16 protein-coding genes are annotated in these 17,261 nt (G+C 73.1%); 4 read left to right on the top strand and 12 right to left on the bottom strand.

Translation table 11 applies throughout. The annotated features are described in order from the left end of the window. The first annotated feature begins 228 nt into the window (after positions 1–228). Both WMF45_RS25950 and WMF45_RS25945 read left to right on the top strand, forming a co-directional pair. Positions 229–1,929 carry an alpha/beta hydrolase family protein gene (locus WMF45_RS25950; protein ID WP_437707124.1) on the top strand — a complete coding sequence of 567 codons (1,701 nt, stop codon included), beginning with the start codon at positions 229–231 and terminating at the stop codon, positions 1,927–1,929. A 267-nt stretch (positions 1,930–2,196) separates the two neighbouring features. Continuing rightward, the gene (locus WMF45_RS25945) at positions 2,197–2,862 is read left to right on the top strand and encodes a hypothetical protein (RefSeq protein ID WP_437707122.1); all 666 of its coding nucleotides are present in this window, start codon (positions 2,197–2,199) and stop codon (positions 2,860–2,862) included. 18 nt (positions 2,863–2,880) lie between these two features. On the opposite strand, the gene WMF45_RS25940 is transcribed toward WMF45_RS25945, so the two are convergent. Then, on the bottom strand, positions 2,881–4,368 hold the full coding sequence (locus tag WMF45_RS25940; RefSeq protein ID WP_437707120.1) for an RCC1 domain-containing protein: 1,488 nt from the start codon (positions 4,366–4,368) through the stop codon (positions 2,881–2,883). A 113-nt stretch (positions 4,369–4,481) separates the two neighbouring features. Between WMF45_RS25940 and WMF45_RS25935 the strand changes: the two genes are divergently transcribed. After that, positions 4,482–5,660, top strand: a complete 1,179-nt coding sequence (locus tag WMF45_RS25935; RefSeq protein WP_437707118.1) for a hypothetical protein — start codon at positions 4,482–4,484, stop codon at positions 5,658–5,660. Positions 5,661–5,889: 229 nt separating this feature from the next. Here WMF45_RS25935 and hypE read toward each other — a convergent pair whose 3' ends face one another. Genes hypE through WMF45_RS25880 form a run of 11 tightly spaced genes read right to left on the bottom strand, consistent with a single transcriptional unit; the run spans position 5,890 to position 16,300 of the window. Beyond that, entirely contained in the window at positions 5,890–6,918 is a 1,029-nt protein-coding gene (gene hypE, locus WMF45_RS25930; protein ID WP_437707117.1) for a hydrogenase expression/formation protein HypE, read from the bottom strand. Next, the gene (gene hypD, locus WMF45_RS25925; RefSeq protein ID WP_437707115.1) at positions 6,915–8,024 is read right to left on the bottom strand and encodes a hydrogenase formation protein HypD; all 1,110 of its coding nucleotides are present in this window, start codon (positions 8,022–8,024) and stop codon (positions 6,915–6,917) included. The genes hypE and hypD overlap by 4 nt, the downstream gene beginning before the upstream one ends. Next, positions 8,021–8,266, bottom strand: coding sequence for a HypC/HybG/HupF family hydrogenase formation chaperone (locus WMF45_RS25920; RefSeq protein ID WP_437707114.1), 246 nt, complete (start codon positions 8,264–8,266; stop codon positions 8,021–8,023). The genes hypD and WMF45_RS25920 overlap by 4 nt, the downstream gene beginning before the upstream one ends. A gap of 2 nt (positions 8,267–8,268) precedes the next feature. Beyond that, positions 8,269–10,596, bottom strand: a complete 2,328-nt coding sequence (gene hypF / locus WMF45_RS25915) for a carbamoyltransferase HypF (protein WP_437707112.1) — start codon at positions 10,594–10,596, stop codon at positions 8,269–8,271. Positions 10,597–10,598: 2 nt separating this feature from the next. Beyond that, on the bottom strand, positions 10,599–10,940 hold the full coding sequence (locus tag WMF45_RS25910; protein ID WP_437329410.1) for a hydrogenase maturation nickel metallochaperone HypA: 342 nt from the start codon (positions 10,938–10,940) through the stop codon (positions 10,599–10,601). 4 nt (positions 10,941–10,944) lie between these two features. Beyond that, the gene (locus WMF45_RS25905; RefSeq protein ID WP_437707110.1) at positions 10,945–11,502 is read right to left on the bottom strand and encodes a hydrogenase maturation protease; all 558 of its coding nucleotides are present in this window, start codon (positions 11,500–11,502) and stop codon (positions 10,945–10,947) included. Next, on the bottom strand, positions 11,499–12,962 hold the full coding sequence (locus WMF45_RS25900) for a Ni/Fe hydrogenase subunit alpha (protein WP_437707108.1): 1,464 nt from the start codon (positions 12,960–12,962) through the stop codon (positions 11,499–11,501). Before WMF45_RS25900 ends, WMF45_RS25905 begins: the two co-directional genes overlap by 4 nt. Beyond that, positions 12,952–13,728 carry an oxidoreductase gene (locus WMF45_RS25895; RefSeq protein WP_437707106.1) on the bottom strand — a complete coding sequence of 259 codons (777 nt, stop codon included), beginning with the start codon at positions 13,726–13,728 and terminating at the stop codon, positions 12,952–12,954. Before WMF45_RS25895 ends, WMF45_RS25900 begins: the two co-directional genes overlap by 11 nt. Positions 13,729–13,733: 5 nt before the next feature. After that, entirely contained in the window at positions 13,734–14,612 is an 879-nt protein-coding gene (locus WMF45_RS25890; RefSeq protein WP_437707104.1) for an FAD/NAD(P)-binding protein, read from the bottom strand. Next, the gene (locus WMF45_RS25885) at positions 14,609–15,076 is read right to left on the bottom strand and encodes a cyclic nucleotide-binding domain-containing protein (protein WP_437707102.1); all 468 of its coding nucleotides are present in this window, start codon (positions 15,074–15,076) and stop codon (positions 14,609–14,611) included. Before WMF45_RS25885 ends, WMF45_RS25890 begins: the two co-directional genes overlap by 4 nt. 6 nt (positions 15,077–15,082) lie before the next feature. After that, positions 15,083–16,300 carry a 4Fe-4S dicluster domain-containing protein gene (locus WMF45_RS25880; protein ID WP_437707100.1) on the bottom strand — a complete coding sequence of 406 codons (1,218 nt, stop codon included), beginning with the start codon at positions 16,298–16,300 and terminating at the stop codon, positions 15,083–15,085. Positions 16,301–16,748: 448 nt separating this feature from the next. On the opposite strand from WMF45_RS25880, the gene WMF45_RS25875 reads away from it, so the two are divergent. Beyond that, positions 16,749–17,237, top strand: coding sequence for a hypothetical protein (locus WMF45_RS25875; RefSeq protein WP_437707098.1), 489 nt, complete (start codon positions 16,749–16,751; stop codon positions 17,235–17,237). Positions 17,238–17,261 lie beyond the last annotated feature (24 nt).

Below are 17,261 nucleotides of genomic sequence, written 5' to 3'. Positions count from 1 at the left end.
CCACCGCCACGGGCGCACGCGCAGTCGCCATTCCCTCTCGAAGTCGCGTTCGTTTGCGCTGGTCAACCCGGTGTCGCCGGGAGGCGACCGGCGACGCTGCTGCTTGACGCGCTCGACGTCGGGCACCAGAGCGGATCCATGTTGGGTATTGGAAGGCGACAATGGCTGGGTCGAACGCGACAATGGCTCGGTCGAACGTGGCAATGGCTCGGTCGAACGCGACAATGGGTGGGCGTCGGCCTCCTCGCGGCGCTCATCGTCCTCGGCACACAGCTCCTCAAGCGGCGCGCAGGCGCTGGAGCCCGCTCCGTAGCCACGGTGACGTATGCCTGGATGCAGCGGCAGGGGCCTGACGGGCCGAACGTCAGCGTCGACCTCTACGCGCCGCCGCGCGCGAGCAAGGGCGGCCCGCTGGTCGTCCTCTTGCAGGGGAACGAGCCCTCGCAGCCCGACGAGCGGCTCGCCTTCGCCGCGAACGTAGGCGACTCCCTGCAGCGAAACGGGGTCGCCGCCGCCGCCGTCTCGTTCAACATCCACGCCGGCTACACGCTGCGCGCGTGCGCGGCGGACGTCGCCCGGGTCTTGCAAGAGGTCACGAGCGCGCGCAACCCGACGCGCGTGGTCCTCGCCGGTCGCGGCCTCGGCGCGTGGATGGCGTCCCTCCTTGCGCTCGATCGGCGGCTCCTCGAGGGGGCCGGCATGGATCCCAGGCGCGTCGATGGGGTCATCCTGTTGCGTGGCACCTACGACCTCGGCGAGGCGGCGCTCGCGGGGCACCCCGACGCGGCGTTCTTCGCAAACTCGATCGAAGATCGCAGGGAGTCCTCGCCCATCACGTACGCGCGGTCCGATGCGCCGCCGTTCTTGATGCTGTTCGGCGCGGAGGACGACGTCGGCTGGGCGCGCCTCGCTCGCCCCTTCGCGCGCGCGCTCCAGAATGCGGGCGCGCCCGAGATAGACTACTTTGTCGTCCCCAGGCGCGATGCGCACAGCATCGTGCACTGGGGCGGAAGGGGAGACATGGTCGGCGATCTGGTGTTCCCCTTCGTCGCCTCGGGCCTCAAGGACCTCTCCGTCGACAACCCCTTCGGCGTGCTCCGCCGCTGGGGTTCACGGCCGCCGCTCGAGATGGCGGAGCTCCGCAAGGATCCCCGGGCCATCGCCACCTACCCGGTCGACGCCGCGCTGCGGGAGACGATCAGCGGCCTTTTCGGCAAGGGGGGGCTCGAGCGCTACCCCTTGCCCGGCAAGACGTATCAGGCCATCGATCTGCTCGCCTACCTGGCCGAGCGGCCGAAGTCCGAGGTGGGCGAGGGGGACTGGCTGGTGGTCTCGAACCTCCGGGGCGAGCAACAGTACTTCTCTCGCGAGGTGCTGAAGAAGGCGCAGGCGGTCATCGTGGTCGGACTCGACGACGAGGACAATCTCTACCGCATCGTCGACTTCTACCGGCTGAAGCGCGCCTACTCGTGGATCGAGGGCGAGGAGCCGATGCCAATGATGATCCGGCCGCTCGGCGCGTTCCTGCACTTCCGGACGCCGCTGCCCGCGGACCTGGGGAACAAGACCTACGCGGCATTCGGGCTCAATGCGGCGAGCTTTCGCTGGGTAGAGAGCGATCCGCTCGCGCCGCTCCGCTCGCTCTCCGGCGGGCTGCGCGAGGCGCTGATCGGCGAACAAGGGTGCGTCAAGTGCCACAGCTTCCGTGGCGTCAACGCTCGGGCGCACCACGCGCTGGCGCTCGACGGCACGCCGTACGGGGCGTACGCGCTGCCGCTCGAGGAGTATCCGAGCGAGGTGCTGCGGCGCTTCTTGTTCGAGCAGGACGCGGTGGCAGCGAGCTTCGGGGTCGTGCCGATCCGGGTGGAGGAGACCGTCGCCGGGCAGCTCCTCGACATGGTGAACCACGAGAAGAACGAGGAGAAGTAGCGGCCCGAAACCTCAGGGCTCTACTTGCTCGTGGAGCGCCGCCGCCCACTCGAGCCCGCGCGTGGGCGCCGGGGGGTACAGGCCGGGCGACACGCTCGCAGGGAGAGCCAGGGTAACAGGGTAAGATGATGAGAAGGACGTGCCCATCGAGCCATCGAGTGCGCTCCCGGGCATATCTTTCCACGGCGGGATCGTGCATCATCGGACGATGGTGCCCTGCGGATGCGCCGCGATCCCGCGGCGGCGCTGGACGGAGGACGTGAGCGCATGACGACCCCCCTCCGCCCCGAGGAAGCGCTCACGAGCCTGCGACGCGCGGGCCTCGCGACCCAGATCGACGCCGCGGCGTTCGCGGCGGCGTGCGACAAGGAGCGAGGCGGCGCGCCGCTCGACGCCGAGATCGCGCTCTCGGCGCTGGCCTCGGTCTACGGCGTGCGCGGTCCCTCGGAGGCGAGCGCCGTGGACCGCGCGTTCGTTGTGGACGAGCACGCCGCAGCCGACCCGGCGGTCCTCGGGGCCGTGTGGCTCGCGCTCGAGCGATGGCTGGAGCACCCGATCCCCGTCTCGGTGGCGACCGACCTCGACGAGCTCGTCTCGTATGCGGGCGACGTGGGCTTTCTTCGCCGGCACGCCGACGCCGCGGGCGAGGCACCGTATCTCTTCTCCATCGACGGGTGGCGCACGGGCGATGACACGCCTTACTCGCTTTACGTGCTGCGGAGCGACGGCGCGCCGCTGGTTGCGCTCGGCGTGCCGGTCCAGCTCCACGTGCACCCGGACACGGAGGCCGCGGCTGCCGGCATCTTCCGCACGGACGGCCTCACGCCGAGCTACCGCGAGCACGCGCCGGGGTGCGCCGCGTGCCGCGACGCGCTCCGGCGCGCCGCGGATCGAGGCGTCCTGCCCGACGTGTTCCGGCCGCTCCTTGGGTAGCGGCACGGACAGGTGGCGTCAGGGCGCCTTCACCTCGACGGGGACCGTGGAGCTCGCCCCGGCGCCGTCGCCGAGCTGACCCAGGGTGCCTCTGCCCCAGCACAGGACCTGGCCAGGGCCGGTGGGGCCGCACGCCCCCTCGACGATCGCGCAGGTGTGGAAGAAGCCGGCGCTCACCGCGACGACCTTGGCGAGCGCGGTGCCGTCGCCGAGGACGACGGGGTCCATTCGCATAGGATCGGCCCTGGTCGGCGTGCTGCGACCGAGCTGCCCTTGCTCGTTGCTGCCACGGCAGCGGAGCTGCCGCTGGTCGTCGATCGCGCAGACGAAGACGTAGCCGGTGGACATCGGACCCCAGACACCCGGGATCGCGGCCGCCGTCCCGGCCGGGGGAGCCTCGGTGCCGTGCTGACCTGAGCTGTTGTTCGTCCCCCAGCAGAAGAGGCCTCCCACGTCATCGCGCGCACAGCCGAAGTTCGTGCCATAGGAGATCTCGGAGAAGGGCAGCTTCGCTCCCGCCGCGATCAGCGGCATGTGCGCGCTGTAGTTCACGCCGCCCTCGGAGCTGGTGGCGGTGTTCGTGAGGATGTATCCGCCGCCCATCGCGCCCCAGCAACGCAGCCCCTCCTCCGCGGCCCCGGTCGAGAAGCAGGTGCCTATCGAGCCGATGCCCCGCGCGAGGATGGCCCTCGGACCGGCCGTCGCGGTGAAGTTGAACGCCTTCACCGGGACGAGGCTCTCCTCGCCGGTCGCCTCCGGCCCGAGGCTCGAGAACAGGTTGGACCCCCAGCAGTAGATGCTGCTGGTCGAGGTGAGCGCGCACGCCGAGTACCACTCCGGCGCGATCTTGCGCACGAGCAACGGGGCCGCACCGTCATTGACGATCGCGGGCACGTCGTGGGCCATCGCGTCCTTGGAGCCATTCCCGAGGATGCCGGTCTCGTTGTTTCCCCAGGCCCAGAGTCGGAGCTGGCTGTCGATGGCGAAGGTCGCCTGCTCGGTCAGCGCGATCTGCGTGATCGTCGCCGCGCCGAGCGACGCGGGAAAATGCACTCTCACCGGCGTGCTCGAGGAGACCGCCATCGCCTGCGGAACACCCAGCTGGCCGAACGAGTTGTCCCCCCAGCAGGCGAGAGAGCCGTCATGCCGGATCGCGCACGTATGGCTGCCGCCCGCGGCCACCATGATGGCGTCGGCGAGCGTGGGGCTGTCCGGCGGGATCTGGCATCCAGGATCACCCCCGCCGCCTCCGCCCCCACCGCCGGACGCGCCCCCGCCGCCCTCGCCCCCACCGCCGGACGCGGTCCCGCCGCCCTCGCCCCCACCGCCGGACGCGCCGGCGCCCCCGCCGCCCTGCGCATCGCTCGGACCGCCGCCCGTTCCGCCACCCGCGCCGCTGTCCGAGAAACGCCGGTCAGCAGCGGTGCATCCCGCCCCCGCAGCGAGGGTGGCGGCGACGACGAGAAAGGAGCAGAAGTTCGGTCGCGTCTGGGTGGTTCTCTTCATCTCAAGCATCCGGCTACACTCCCAGCGTCCCTCAAACAGCCTTACCGCACGGAGGGCAAGAGGGGAAGGGCCACGCTGGCGACCCGCGGCGGCCGCGGATATACACCGGGCCGATGTCCCCCGCGCCGTCGCCGGTCGATGCCGTCCACAGCCTGATCTCCGCGTTCGGCGCGAGCTTCGCGCCCGGCGACGCGGCGCCTCCGTACGAGGTGAGCCTCGACGGGCCGAGGATCCGTCTGACCACGAGCCGCGGCGTGCTCGAGGAGCACGCGTCCGAGTGGAAGCGCCTGTGCGGCCGGCTCTGGGTGCAGGCCCTGCCGGACGAGCGCGCGCGAGCGCTCGAGATCCTGCTGCCCACGCTCTCCGACTTCGACGGCGCGGTGTGGGCACCCATGCAGCGCCTGCTCGAGGCGGACGCCGTGGCGTCGGCGCTGCGCACGCTCGAGGCGTCCCTGCCGGATGCGCTCGAGGCCCTCGCGTGTCGATGCTCCGCCTCCTTCGCCGAGTCGATCCACGGCGAGCACCCGTTCGCCCGCGGCGCGATCCCGGCCGCGCAGAAGGCGGCCTTCGCGGGGAAGAGCGCTCTCTCGACCGTGGAGCTCGTGAAGATACCGCTGGAATTCCTGGGCAGCGCCAGCCCCCTCGAGCGCCTGGAGGCGCTCTACTGGTTGCGCGATGCCATGCGGGAGAACCCGACGAAGGTGCTCGGCATTCATCGCTTGCTCGTGCAACACGTGTTGCCCGTGTGTCGCCAGGGCGTGGGGCTCTGGCGCGAGGGCGCCATGGGCGTGATCGAGCGCTGGGTCACGCGCCTGGTCTCGCGCGCTGCCTACCCGGAGGCGCTGCCGATGCTCGACCTCCTGCTGGCGTACGGCGCGGCGATCCCAGGCCTCTTGCCGCTGCGCTACGAGGCGCTGCTCGCCTCGAACGAGCCGGCCGAGGCCGGGCGCACGCTGCTGCGCCTGCGCGCCATCGCCGACGGCTCGGGGCACCTGCGCTCGCCCTGGGTGCGGGCGGACAGCCACGTGGACGACCTCTGCGCCATCACCTCGTGGAAGGTCGCCAAGGTGTTCCGCCAGGTCGCCGACGGCGCGCACCCCTTCGCGGAGCGGCGCCTGAAGAACGAGCCCGGTCCGCCGGCCGTCACCGCGTCGGAGGCGGCGGAGATCAGCCGTGGCCTCGCCGCACGCGCCCTGGAGCTCTTCGAGCGCCGCGCCGCCCAGCCGCCCACGGTCGCGTATCCCCCGCGCTACGATGTCTACATCGCGTGGGCCAGGCAGCTCGCCGATTAGAGCGACAAACGGGTTGAAGCCGCACGCAAACAGCGAGAAGTCGAGACACCAAGATTTGTTGTTTTCCTGGCGTCTTTTTTTTCCGGCGGCCAGCGAATGCACGCCCCCGACCCGCCGATTCTCCTCGTCGAAATGGGAGGACCATGACGCCTGGGCGCGCGTGACGCTCGATCCCGATCCGTGCATGGCTCGCCCGACACGAAGGCTTCGTGCGCCTCGATTCGCGGCCTCAGCAGATGCGCGGGAGCTGCTCGCCGGAGAGCAGATCGAGCGTGCGCCGGGTCCCGAGCCGGGTCCTCAGGACGACGCTCCCTTTCCCCTCTCCGACGATCCGACCGATGCGCGCGGCCCCCCGGCCAAGGGGGTGGTCGCGCAGGCTCGCCAGGGCGCGCTCCGCCTGGTCCTCCGGCAGGAACGCGACGAGCCGGCCCTCGCACGCCACGTACAGCGGGTCGAGCCCGAGCAGCTCGCACGCCCCGAGGACCGCAGGTTCCACGGGGATCTGCGCTTCCTCCACCTCGACGTGGACGCCCGCGTCGAGCGCGATCTCGTTCAATACGGCCGCGAGCCCGCCGCGGGTCGGATCCCGCAGGCAGTGGACGTCGATGCCCGACTCGATCAGCGCCGCAGCGAGCTCGGCGACAGGCGCGCAATCGCTCTCCACGGGCTCCTCGAACGCCAGCGCCTCACGCACGGACAGCACCGCGATCCCGTGCCGCCCCACGTCGCCGGACACGAGCACGGCATCATCCGGCCGGACCCGGCGCGGCGCGATGACCACGCCCTCGGGCACCACGCCGATGCCGGCGGTGTTGATGAACAGCCCATCTCCCTTGCCCCGGTCGACCACCTTGGTGTCGCCCGTCACGAGCTCGACCCCGCACGCGTCCGCAGCGGCGCGCATCGACAGCGCGATCTGCTGGAGCTCGCCGATGGACAGCCCCTCTTCCACGATGAAGCCGGCGCTCAGGTAAGCGGGCCGGGCGCCCGTCATGGCCAGGTCGTTCACCGTGCCATAGACGGACAGCGTGCCGATGTCGCCTCCGGGGAAGAAGCGCGGATGCACGACATAGGTGTCCGTGGTGAACGCGAGGGACGCGCCGCCGAGCCGCACCACGGCGCCGTCATGGCGTGTCGAGAGTGGAGCGCTGTCGAACGCGGGCAGGAAGACGTGCTCGATGAGCTCACGCATGAGCCGCCCGCCGCCGCCGTGAGCGAGCTGGACCGTCCTCTGGCGCAGCGGCGCGGGGCAGCTCATCTCGAACCGCGCGGCGGGTCCGCCCTCCGGTAACGGTAGTAGGCCGCACACGCGCCTTCCGAGGAGACCATCGTGGCGCCCAGCGGAGTCTCCGGCGTGCAGCGCACACCGAACGCGGGGCAGTCCGGCGGCTTGATCACCCCCTGGAGCACGAGGCCGCTCTTGCAGGTGGTCGATGCCCGGGGCTCCGGGTCGCCTGCCGGCGCCCACCGCCGCTCTGCGTCGTGGTCCGCGTACGGCGCCCGGAGCCCGAGCCCGCTCCCGGCGATGGGACCGATGCCTCGCCAGGTCCGGGGCACGATCTCGAAGACCTCCCGGATCATGCGCTGCGCGGCCTCGTTGCCGGCCTCGCGCACCGAGCGGGCGTACTGGTTCTCCACGTCGGCGCGGCCCTCCTCGAGCTGCCGGACGCACATGAAGATGCCCTGGAGGATGTCCAGCGGCTCGAAGCCCGTGACCACGATGGGGACGCGGTGCTCGGCGGCGAGCGGACGGTAGGCGTCGATGCCCATCACCGTGCACACGTGGCCCGCGGCGAGGAACCCGTCGACGCGCCGATCCGGCGCCCGGAGGATCACCTCCATCGCGGGCGGGACGAGCACGTGCGACACGAGGAGGGAGAAGTTCCGGATGCCGCGGCGCCGCGCCTCGAACACCGCCATGGCGTTCGCGGGCGCCGTGGTCTCGAAGCCGACCGCGAAGAAGACGACCTCGCGATCCGGCAGGCGCTCGGCGAGCGCGAGCGCGTCGAGCGGCGAGTAGACGACGCGCACGTCGCCGCCCCTCGACTTCACCGCGAACAGGTCGTCGCTGGAGCCGGGGACGCGCAGCATGTCGCCGAACGAGCAGAACGTGACCTCACGGCGCGAGGCGATCTCGAGCGCGCGATCGATGAGCTCGACCGGCGTGACGCACACCGGGCAGCCAGGGCCGTGCAGGAGCGAGATCTCCGGGGGCAAGAGCTCGTCCAGGCCGAAGCGGACGATGGCGTGCGTCTGACCGCCGCAGACCTCCATGATCGACCAGGGGCGAGAGACCACCCGCCGGATCGCCTCCACGTACGGCCCGACGCGCTGCGCGTCGCGGTACTCGTCGATGAACCTCATCGCGGCTCCTCCCCCTCGCGCGCCGCGCCGAGCTCGTCGAGGTAGGAGAGCGTCCGTCGCGCCGACGCCTCGTCGATGCGGCTGATCGCGAAGCCCGCGTGCACGATCACGTAGTCGCCGGCCTCCGCCTCCGGCACGTAGGCGAGGCAGATCTCCTTGACGATCCCGCCGAAGGCGACGCGGCCGAGCCGGAGGTCGCCGCCCGTGACGCCGAGGACCCTGCCGGGGACGCCGAGGCACATCGTCACATCTCCACCACGTTCGATTCCACGTCTGTGCCGCGCCGCGCGGCCACGAGGACCTGGCCGAGCGACAGGCCGCCGTCGCCCGGCGGGTAGAGCCTCGGCGTGAAGACCTCGACGCCCCGCGCGGCGAGGCGCTCGCGGATCGACGCGGCGAGGAGCGCGTTCTGGAAGCACCCGCCCGCGAGCACGACGCGCCCGAGGCCGCTCGCGGCGGCGAGCGCCTCGGCGACGTCCGCGAGCGCCGCGTGAAAGCGGGCCGCGATGACGCCCGGCGGCACACCGTCACGCCGATCGCCGAGCACCGCATCGATCAGCGGTCCGAAGTCGATCACCGCCGGCGCCCCCGGCGCGCTTGCGCGCAGCGGCAGCGGATAGCCCGCCTGCTCACCGGCCGCCTCGGCCAGGCACTCCAGCTCCATGGCGGCCTGTCCCTCGAAGCTCGCCGCCCCGCGCAGGCCCGCGAGCGCCGCCACCCCGTCGAAGAGGCGCCCCACGCTCGTCGTGCGCGGCGAGCCCGTCCCGCGCGACAGCATGGAGAACAGCGGGCCGAGCTCGGCCTCGCGGAACCAGGCGCGCGCGTGGTCCCGGGCGCCCTCGCCGAGGAGCTCCCAGAGCAGCCCGAGCGCGGAGCGGCGCGGCTCCCTCATGGCGCGCTCGCCGCCTGGCAGCGGGAAGGAGCGGAGGTGCGCCGCGCGGCGGAAAGACGCCCCGTCCACGATCAGCGCCTCGCCGCCCCAGAGGGCGCCGTCGAGCCCGTAGCCGGCGCCGTCCCACGCGAGTCCGAGGACAGGTCCGTCGAGGCCGTGCTCGGCCACGCAGGCGGCGACGTGCGCGTGGTGGTGCTGCACCCGGACGAGCGGCGCGCGGAAGGCCGCCGCGAGCTGCTCGGCGATGCGGCTCCCCGCGTAGTCGGGGTGGAGATCACAGGCGACGCGCTCCGGCCGCACCCGGAACAGGCGCAAGAGGTCGAGGGCCGTGCGCTCGATGAGCGCGGCGCCCTCCGCGGTGTGCGCGTCGCCGAGGTGCTGGCTGACGACCACCTGGCCCTCGAAGAAGAGCGCCGTCGTGCTCTTCAGGTGGCCGCCGAGGGCGAGGATCGGCGGGGCAGCGACCCGCAGCGGGAGAGACAGCGGGGTGAAGCCGCGCGCGCGGCGGAGGAGCTCGACGCCAGCCGGCCCGACGCGGGCCACGGAGTCGTCGAGCGGGCGCACGATCGGCCGGTCGTGCACGAGGAACAGGTCGGCGACGCAGCCCAGGCGCTCCAGCGCGTCCGATGTGTCGGTGCAGATGGGCTCGTCCGAGAGGTTGCCGCTCGTGCAGACCACGGGCCGGCCGACGAGCTCCAGCACCAGCCGGTGGAGCGGGGTGTAGGGGAGCAGCGCGCCCAGGCGCGGCATGCCCGGCGCGACCGCGTCGGCGAGGGCGACCCGCGCGGCGGCGGGGGAGAGGCGCCGCAGCAGCACGATCGGCGCCTCGGGGCCGGTCAGCGCGCCCGCCTCCTCGGGAGACACGCTGCAGGCGCCGCGCACGGCGTCGAGCGAGCCGAACATCACCGCGAACGGCTTGGCGTCGCGGCGCTTCCGCCGGCGCAGGAGCGCGACCGCGTCCGGCGACGTCGCGTCGACCAGCAGATGGAAACCACCGAGCCCCTTCACGGCGACCACCTTCCCCGCCAGCACCGCGGCCGCGGCCTCGCGGAGAGCGCCCTCGGGCGACCCGGAGCCCCGAAGGCCGGGCTCCATCGGGTCTCCCGCTGCGGCGACGAGCTCGACGCGCGGGCCGCATGCCGGGCAGGCGATGGGCTCCGCATGGAAGCGCCGGTCCGCGGGATCCGCGTACTCCGCGGCGCACGCGGGGCACATCGGGAAGCGATCCATCGTGGTCCTGGCCCGGTCGTACGGGAGCCCCGAGAGGATGGTGTAGCGGGGACCGCACTGGGCGCAGCTCGTGAAGGGGTAGCGGCGGCGGCGGCCGGTCTCGCTGTCCACGTCGCGGGCGCACTGCTCGCAGACGGCGAGATCCGCGGGCACCGACGGGCGCGCACCGCTCTCCGCCTCGCTGCCGAGGATCTGGAACGGGCCGGCGTCCTCCTCGGCCCGCCGCTCGAGCTCGATGCGCTCGACGCGCGCGGGCGCGCTGGGCTCGCGGGTCAGGCCGGCGAGGAAGGCGTGCAGGCTGCGCTCCGGCCCCTGCACCTCGATCTCGACCCCGCCGGGGCGGTTCCGCACCCAGCCGCCCAGGCCGAGCGCGGAGGCGCACCGGTAGACGAGCGGCCGGAAGCCCACCCCCTGGACGATGCCGTACACGCGGAGCGCGAGGCGCGGCACGGCTACTCCACCTCCATGGCATCCAGGCCGAGCCCCAGGCGCCCGAGGAGCGTCGCCTGGTCGCCGCCGCAGCGCGGGCAAAGCAGCACGTGATGGTCGGGCGCGTACGTGCCGCCGCAGGAGAGGCAGCGCGCCTCGACGCGGTGGAGCCGCAGATCGAGGCGCGCCCCCTCGGCCGGCGTGCCGCGCGCGTGCGCCGCGAAGTGGAGCGAGAGGCTCTCGGGCGAGAGCGCCTCGGCCTCGGCCACCCAGCCGCGCACCGAGACGACCCGCGTCGCCCCCTCGGCCGCGGCGCGGTCCAGCGCGGCGGAGAGCAGCTGTCGAGCGATGGACGACTCGTGCACGGGCTCACCCTCCGACGAACGAGAGGACGCGGGCGACAGCCCGGGGGACCGCCGCGGCCACGTCGGGCGACAGGCCGCGCTCGTCGAACGCTCGGGGCTCCGGGTCGCCTGACGGCGCCCTGCGCCCCGAACCCCGGTCCAACGCTCGGGGCTCCGGGTCGCCTGACGGCGCCCTGCGCCCCGAACCCCGCTGACACGGCCCGCCGATGCTCACGCCGACGATGCGGATGTCGGGTGAGAGCCGATCCGGCGCCGTGATGCGAGCGAGCTCGATGGCCTGCCCGACGCCGAGGCCGTGCGTCGAGACCGGGACGGGCGCACCGGCGGCGAGGTCCGAGGGCGAGAGATCGAGCACCTCCCCGGGCGGCGACGCGAGCACGGCGTCGACGACCACGACCGCCGAGGGCGTCTGGAGGAGCGAGACGAGCGCGGTCGCGTCCCTCGCCTCGACGACCTCCGTGTCGCCCGGCAGACCCCGGCGGCGCAGCGCCTCGATCACGGCGAGCCCGGCAGCGTCGTCCCCGGCGGCGCGTTGCCCGAGGCCGATGATCCGCGCGGTCATCGCGGCGCCTCCTCGACGCGCAGGGTGAGGAAGTGCGTCGCGCAGGAGATGCAGGGGTCGTGGTTGCGCACGGCCTGCTCGGCGCGCGCGGTCGCCTCGCGGAGCGGCAGCGACGCCAGGGACGGCGACAGCGCGCAGAGGTCCTCCTCGATCGAGAGCTGGTTCTGCGACGTGGGCGGGACGATCTTGGCGTCCAGGATCGTCCCCTCGGCGTCGAGCGTGTAGCGGTGGTACAGGAAGCCGCGCGGCGCCTCGGAGCCGCCGTGGCCCGTGCCCGCGCGGACCGCGGGGGGCGCGACGAACGGCGAAGGCGGGGGCGCGTACGCCGCGATGATCCGGATCGACTCCTCGAACGCCTGAAGGATCTCCACGAGGCGCACAAGCAGGCTCCGGAACGGGTTGCGGCACGGGACGGCGAGGCCGGCCGCGCGCGCCGCGTCCTGGACCTCGGGGAGCAGGCGATCGAAGCTCAGGTTGAAGCGCGCGAGCGGGCCGCACAGGTAGCTGCCGCTGTGTTCGGACGTCCGGGGCTCCGGGTCGCCTGACGGCGCCCTGCGCCCCGAACCCCGGTCCAACGCTCGGGGCTCCGGGTCGCCTGACGGCGCCCTGCGCCCCGAACCCCGGTCCAACGCTCGGGGCTCCGGGTCGCCTGACGGCGCCCTGCGCCCCGAACCCCGGATCCTCGACCTCAACGCGGTCGACCAGGAGACGTGCTCCTCGACGAAATGGGCGTCGTAGTCGCGCACCTCGATGTCGAGCCCGCCCGAGGAGACGAGGCGCCCCTCGGCGATCGCGTACACGTCGTCGCTGCGGAGCGCGACGAACTCGTAGGGCCGCTCGAGCTCCGGGCACGGCAGCGTCGCCATCCAGGAGAGGCACGCGCGCGTGCGCTCACTCCCGGCGCGCAGCTCGGGGAGCAGGCCCTCGAGGTCCGCGCGGGACGGCGCGCTGTAGAAGCCGCCGACGCGGGTGTTGACCGGGTGGATCTCGCGGCCCCCGAGGAGCGCGACGATCGCGTTCCCCGCCTTCTTGATGGCGAGGCCCTTCGCGACCCAGTCGCGGTGGTCGCGCGCCATGGCGACCGCGTCCGGGTAGCCGAGGAAGTCGGGCGCGTGCAGCAGGAAGACGTGCAGGGCGTGGCTCTCGATCCACTCGCCGCAGTAGAGGAGGCGCCTGAGCGCGCGGAGCTCCGGGCCGAGCTCGATGCCGAGCGCGTCCTCCATCGCGCGGCACGCGCTCGTGATGTACGCGACCGGACAGATGCCGCAGATGCGGGACGTGATGTCGGGCGCCTCCGCGAAGCCCCGGCCGCGGAGGAACGCCTCGAAGAACCGCGGCGGCTCGAAGATCGACAGGCGCGCCTCCTTCGCCCGCCCGTCCTCGATCACGAGCGTCAGCGAGCCCTCGCCCTCGACGCGGGCGAGGTAGTCGACCGCGATGGTGCGCGTTTCAGCGCTCATGCCGCTCGCTCTCCGCGCGGAACGCCGGGGCGTTCGCGTTGAAGGTGCGGTGGAGCCGCACGAGGTCGCGCTCCGGCACGCCCGCCGCCTGGAATGCGCGCGAGAGCGACTCCATGTTCGGCGCCTCCATGGGCCCGAAGCAGCCGTAGCAGCCGCGCTGGTAGGTCGGGCAGAGCGCCCCGCAGCCAGCGTGCGTCACCGGCCCGAGGCAAGGCGTCCCGGTCACCATCACGCACACGTTGCCGCGGCTCTTGCACTCGACGCAGACGCTGTGGCTCGCGACATTGGGCCGGCGCCCGTGGAGAAAGGCGCTGATCACCTCCAGGAGCTGGCGCTTGTTCACCGGGCAGCCCCGCAGCTCGAAGTCGACGGGGACGTGGTCGGCGATCGCCGTGGAGGTGGCGAGGGTCTCGATGTACGCGGGCGAGGCGTACACGACCGACAAAAACTCACGTACATTCGCGAAGTTGCGCAGCGCCTGGATGCCCCCGGCCGTGGCGCAGGCGCCGATCGTGACGAGCGCCTTCGACAGCCGCCGGACCTCGCGGATCCGCTCGGCGTCGGCGGGCGTCGTGATCGACCCCTCGACCAGCGACAGGTCGAACGGCCCCGCGCGCTCGAGGCGCGTCGCCTCCTTGAAGTAGGCGATGTCGATCGCGGCGGCGAGCGACAGGAGCTCGTCCTCGAGGTCGAGGACGCTGAGCTGACAGCCGTCGCACGAGGCGAACTTCCACACGGCGAGCTTCGGCTTCGCGCGGCGCGCCATGGCGCTCACAGCTCCCGGACCGCGAGCAGCGGCCCCACGCGGTCGTAGCGGAGCACGGGGCCGTCCTTGCAGACGAAGCTCGGCCCGAGCTGGCAGCGGCCGCAGAAGCCCACCGCGCACTTCATGTTCCGCTCCAGCGAGGCGTGGACGCGCTCGCCGGGGACGCCGCGGCGCTCGAGCTCGCGCGCCGTGAAGCGCATCATCACCTCCGGCCCGCAGACGAACGCGACCGCGCGGCCCGGCTCGAAGTCGGCGAGGCGCAGGAGGGCCGGCACGACCCCGACGTACCCGCGCCACCCGGGCCCTGCGCGGTCCACGGTCACGAGCACCTGCAGGTCGGCGCGACGGCTCCAGCGATCGAGCTCCCTGCGGTAGAGCAGGTCCTCGGGCCCGCGGGCGCCGTAGAGCAGCGCGACGTGGCCATAGGCGGCCCGGTGCCGGAGGATGTGGCAGAGCGCCGGCCGCAGCGGCGCCATCCCGAGCCCGCCGGCGAGGAGCAGCACGTCCGCGCCGCGCGCCTCCTCGACGGGCCACGGGCTCCCGAACGGGCCGCGCAGCCCGAGCGCCATGCCCGAGCGGAGGCGCCCGAGCGCGCGCGTGACCGAGCCCGCCTCGCGGATCGTGTGCAGGAGCCGATCGGGCCGCGCGGGATCCCCGCTGATCGAGATCGCGACCTCGCCGACCCCGAAGGCGTAGAGCATGTTGAACTGGCCGGGCGCGAAGACGAGGCCGCCCGGGCGGCCCGGCAGGTCGATCGTCGCCGTGAAGGTCGTCTCCGTCTCGCGGTGGACGCGCCGCACGCGCGCCGGCTCCGGCGCCCAGGGGCTTGGCATCGCGGCGTCCGGCGCGAAGGGCAGGGGGACGTCTCGCGGCACGAAGGTCATGGCTCGGCCCTGTAGACGTCGAGCCGCTGCAGCCGCACGCGCTCCAGCCGCGCGTAGAGCTGCCGCAGGAGGCGCAGGGACACGGCGTACCCGAGCGCGGGATCGGCGTCCGAGCACGCGCGCAGGTGCGCTGCGTCGAGCCCGATCGAGCGGACCGGCGTGGCCGCCCGCGCGTCGAGCACCCATCGCCGCGGCGGGAAGAGCCAGTGCAGGCCCAGGATGTCCCCGCCCGCCAGGCTCTCGACCTGCACCGGGTCGCGACCGGGGCGGTGGATCTCGAGCGTCACGCGCCCCTGCGCGAGCAGGTAGAGCGTGTCCGCCTCGCCTCCCTCCCGGAGGAGGAACGCCCCCTCCGGGAAGCTCCGCGCAAACGCGCCCTCGGCCAGGCGCGCGAGGTGCGCGGCCGGGAGCCCTTCCAGGAACGGGTGGGCTCCGAGAGGGGGGAGGAGCTCCTCGGCCTTCATCGGCGCCTATCCCTTCCCGGCGGCGACGGCGCCGTCTCCGGCCCGGATGGCGGCCGCCTCTTCGGTGATGTCGATCCCGACGGGGCACCACGTGATGCACCGGCCGCAGCCGACGCAGCCGGACGTGCCGAACTGATCGATCCACGTGGCCAGCTTGTGCGTGAGCCATTGCCTGTAGCGGGCCCGGAGAGAGGCGCGGACGCTGCCGCCGTGCAGGTACGAGTGGTCGAGGGAGAAGCACGAGTCCCAGCGCCGGAAGCGCTCGGCCGTCTCGGCGGAGGGACCCGCGGACGCGGAGTCCCGACCCATGTTGACGACGTCCTGACCCGCGTCGACCGGGAGGTCCGTCGCGTCCTCGATCGTGCTGCAGAAGCACGTCGGGCACGCGAGCGTGCAGTTGGTGCATCCGAGGCAACGCTCGGCCACGTCGTCCCAGCGGGGGTGCTCGAGGTTTCGATAGAGGAGCTCCTTGATGCCGTCCGTCTCGAGCTTCCTGCCCATCTGGGTCGCCGTGCGGCGCGAGACCTCGAAGGCTGCGCGGGCGTCGTCCTCACCCGCGCTGGACGCGCCCGCGCGAGCGAGCAAGGAAGCGCCGGCGTCGCTGCCCACCTCGACGAAGAAACGGTGGCCATCGTCGAGGAGCTCGGTCAGCGCGAGGTCGAAGCCGCGCTCTGCGCGCGGCCCCGTACGCATCGACACACAGAAGCACGTCCCGCCGGCCTGCCCGCACTGCACCGCGATCACGAAGAGGCCCCTGCGGCGCGCCGCATAGTCGGGATCCGGATGCGGGCCGTCGACGAAGACGCGGTCCTGCACGTCGATCGCGGCAAGATCACACGCCCGCGCGCCGAGGACGGCGAGGCGCGGAGGGGCCTCGGCCTCGTCGGTCCGCGAGATGGATCCGCCGCGCCGCCTGAGCTGCACCAGGCGAAGCCGGGGGACGAACAGGAGGTGCTTGAGCGACCGCGGCCCCACCGCGTAGCCGAACAGCGCCTCGTCTGCGCGCCTGGCGAGCCGGTAGCGGCCGGCCTCCTGCTGCTCGGTCCAGCCGGCGGGGAGCTCCTCCGCGCCCTGGATCTCGTCGTACACGATGGCCCCGCCGCGGAGCGTGGGACCGATGAGGCGGTATCCCTCCTCCCGCAGGCCCTGGAGGAGCGCCGCGATCCCCGGCCGACCGAGGACGGCGCGATCGCCAGGATGAAAGCCGGTCTCTGCGCTGCTCATGCGGGGCCGGTGAGCACGGTACGTGCCGCTGGAGTTCGAGCCGCAGACGACCAGCGCGCGTGCTCCAGGCCGCTCCCCTTCCGGCTTCCGGCGCTCGTGCGGTGTCGCGAGGGCGCTGCGCGCCCGCGGCGTGCGCCGGCGCCGCACAGGGCGGCCGGCCAGGAGCTGGCGCAGATCCGGCGGGCGGCGTTCGGCGGCCCGCTCTCTATGTGCGCACCGGCTCCGGCGGCGAGCTCGGGCGGCGACCATCGCGCGCCCGTGTCCGCGCGCTCGTGTCCGCGCTCGTCGCGCGCTCGTGTCGTCGAGCAGCACCCGTCGTGAGCGTCAGCGCTCGGCGGCGTCGAGCGGCTCGAGCCTCGTCGTGCTAGATGCTCCGGGGGGTTCGACCGTGAGACATCCGTTCGAGTCGATTCCAGAGGGACAACGTACAGCGCTGTTCTGGTCGCTCATGGGCCTCGCCGTCGCGAGCGGTGCGGCGGCGCTGAGCGCCGACAAACGCCTGCGGACCGAGGCTGCTCCGTGCGGGATCATCTCGTTCGAGCTGGCGGGGACCAGGGCGCGTGTCCGCCGCATCCTCGAGTCCTGGGGTGATGATGCGCGCCTCAGCGCTGCGTTCAGTCTGGGCGTCGACTATCTCTTCATGGCGGCCTACGCCAACGGGCTCGCGCTGGCCTGTGTGATGGGCGCGGACGCGCTGAGGACGCGCGGCCTGCCGGCGGCGGGCCTGGGCGCGCCGCTCGCGTGGGGGCAGTGGCTCGCCGGCCTGCTGGATGCGACGGAGAACGCCGCCTTGCTCAGGATCCTGCGCGGGTCCGACGAACCGCTCTGGCCGCCGCTCGCGCGCCGGTGCGCGCAGGCGAAATTTTTCCTGGTAGGCGCCGGGATAGCGTACGGGCTGCTCGGCTATCATGCGCGCCGCCGACAGGCTCCAACATAGAATCTGCGGTACACGGGCCGCCGG

The organism is Sorangium sp. So ce448 (assembly GCF_051520915.1).
GTDB classification, from domain to species: domain Bacteria; phylum Myxococcota_A; class Polyangia; order Polyangiales; family Polyangiaceae; genus Sorangium; species Sorangium cellulosum_B.
The sequence above is the reverse complement of the archived record's forward strand: the minus strand, read 5'-3'. Positions and strand labels throughout refer to the sequence as shown.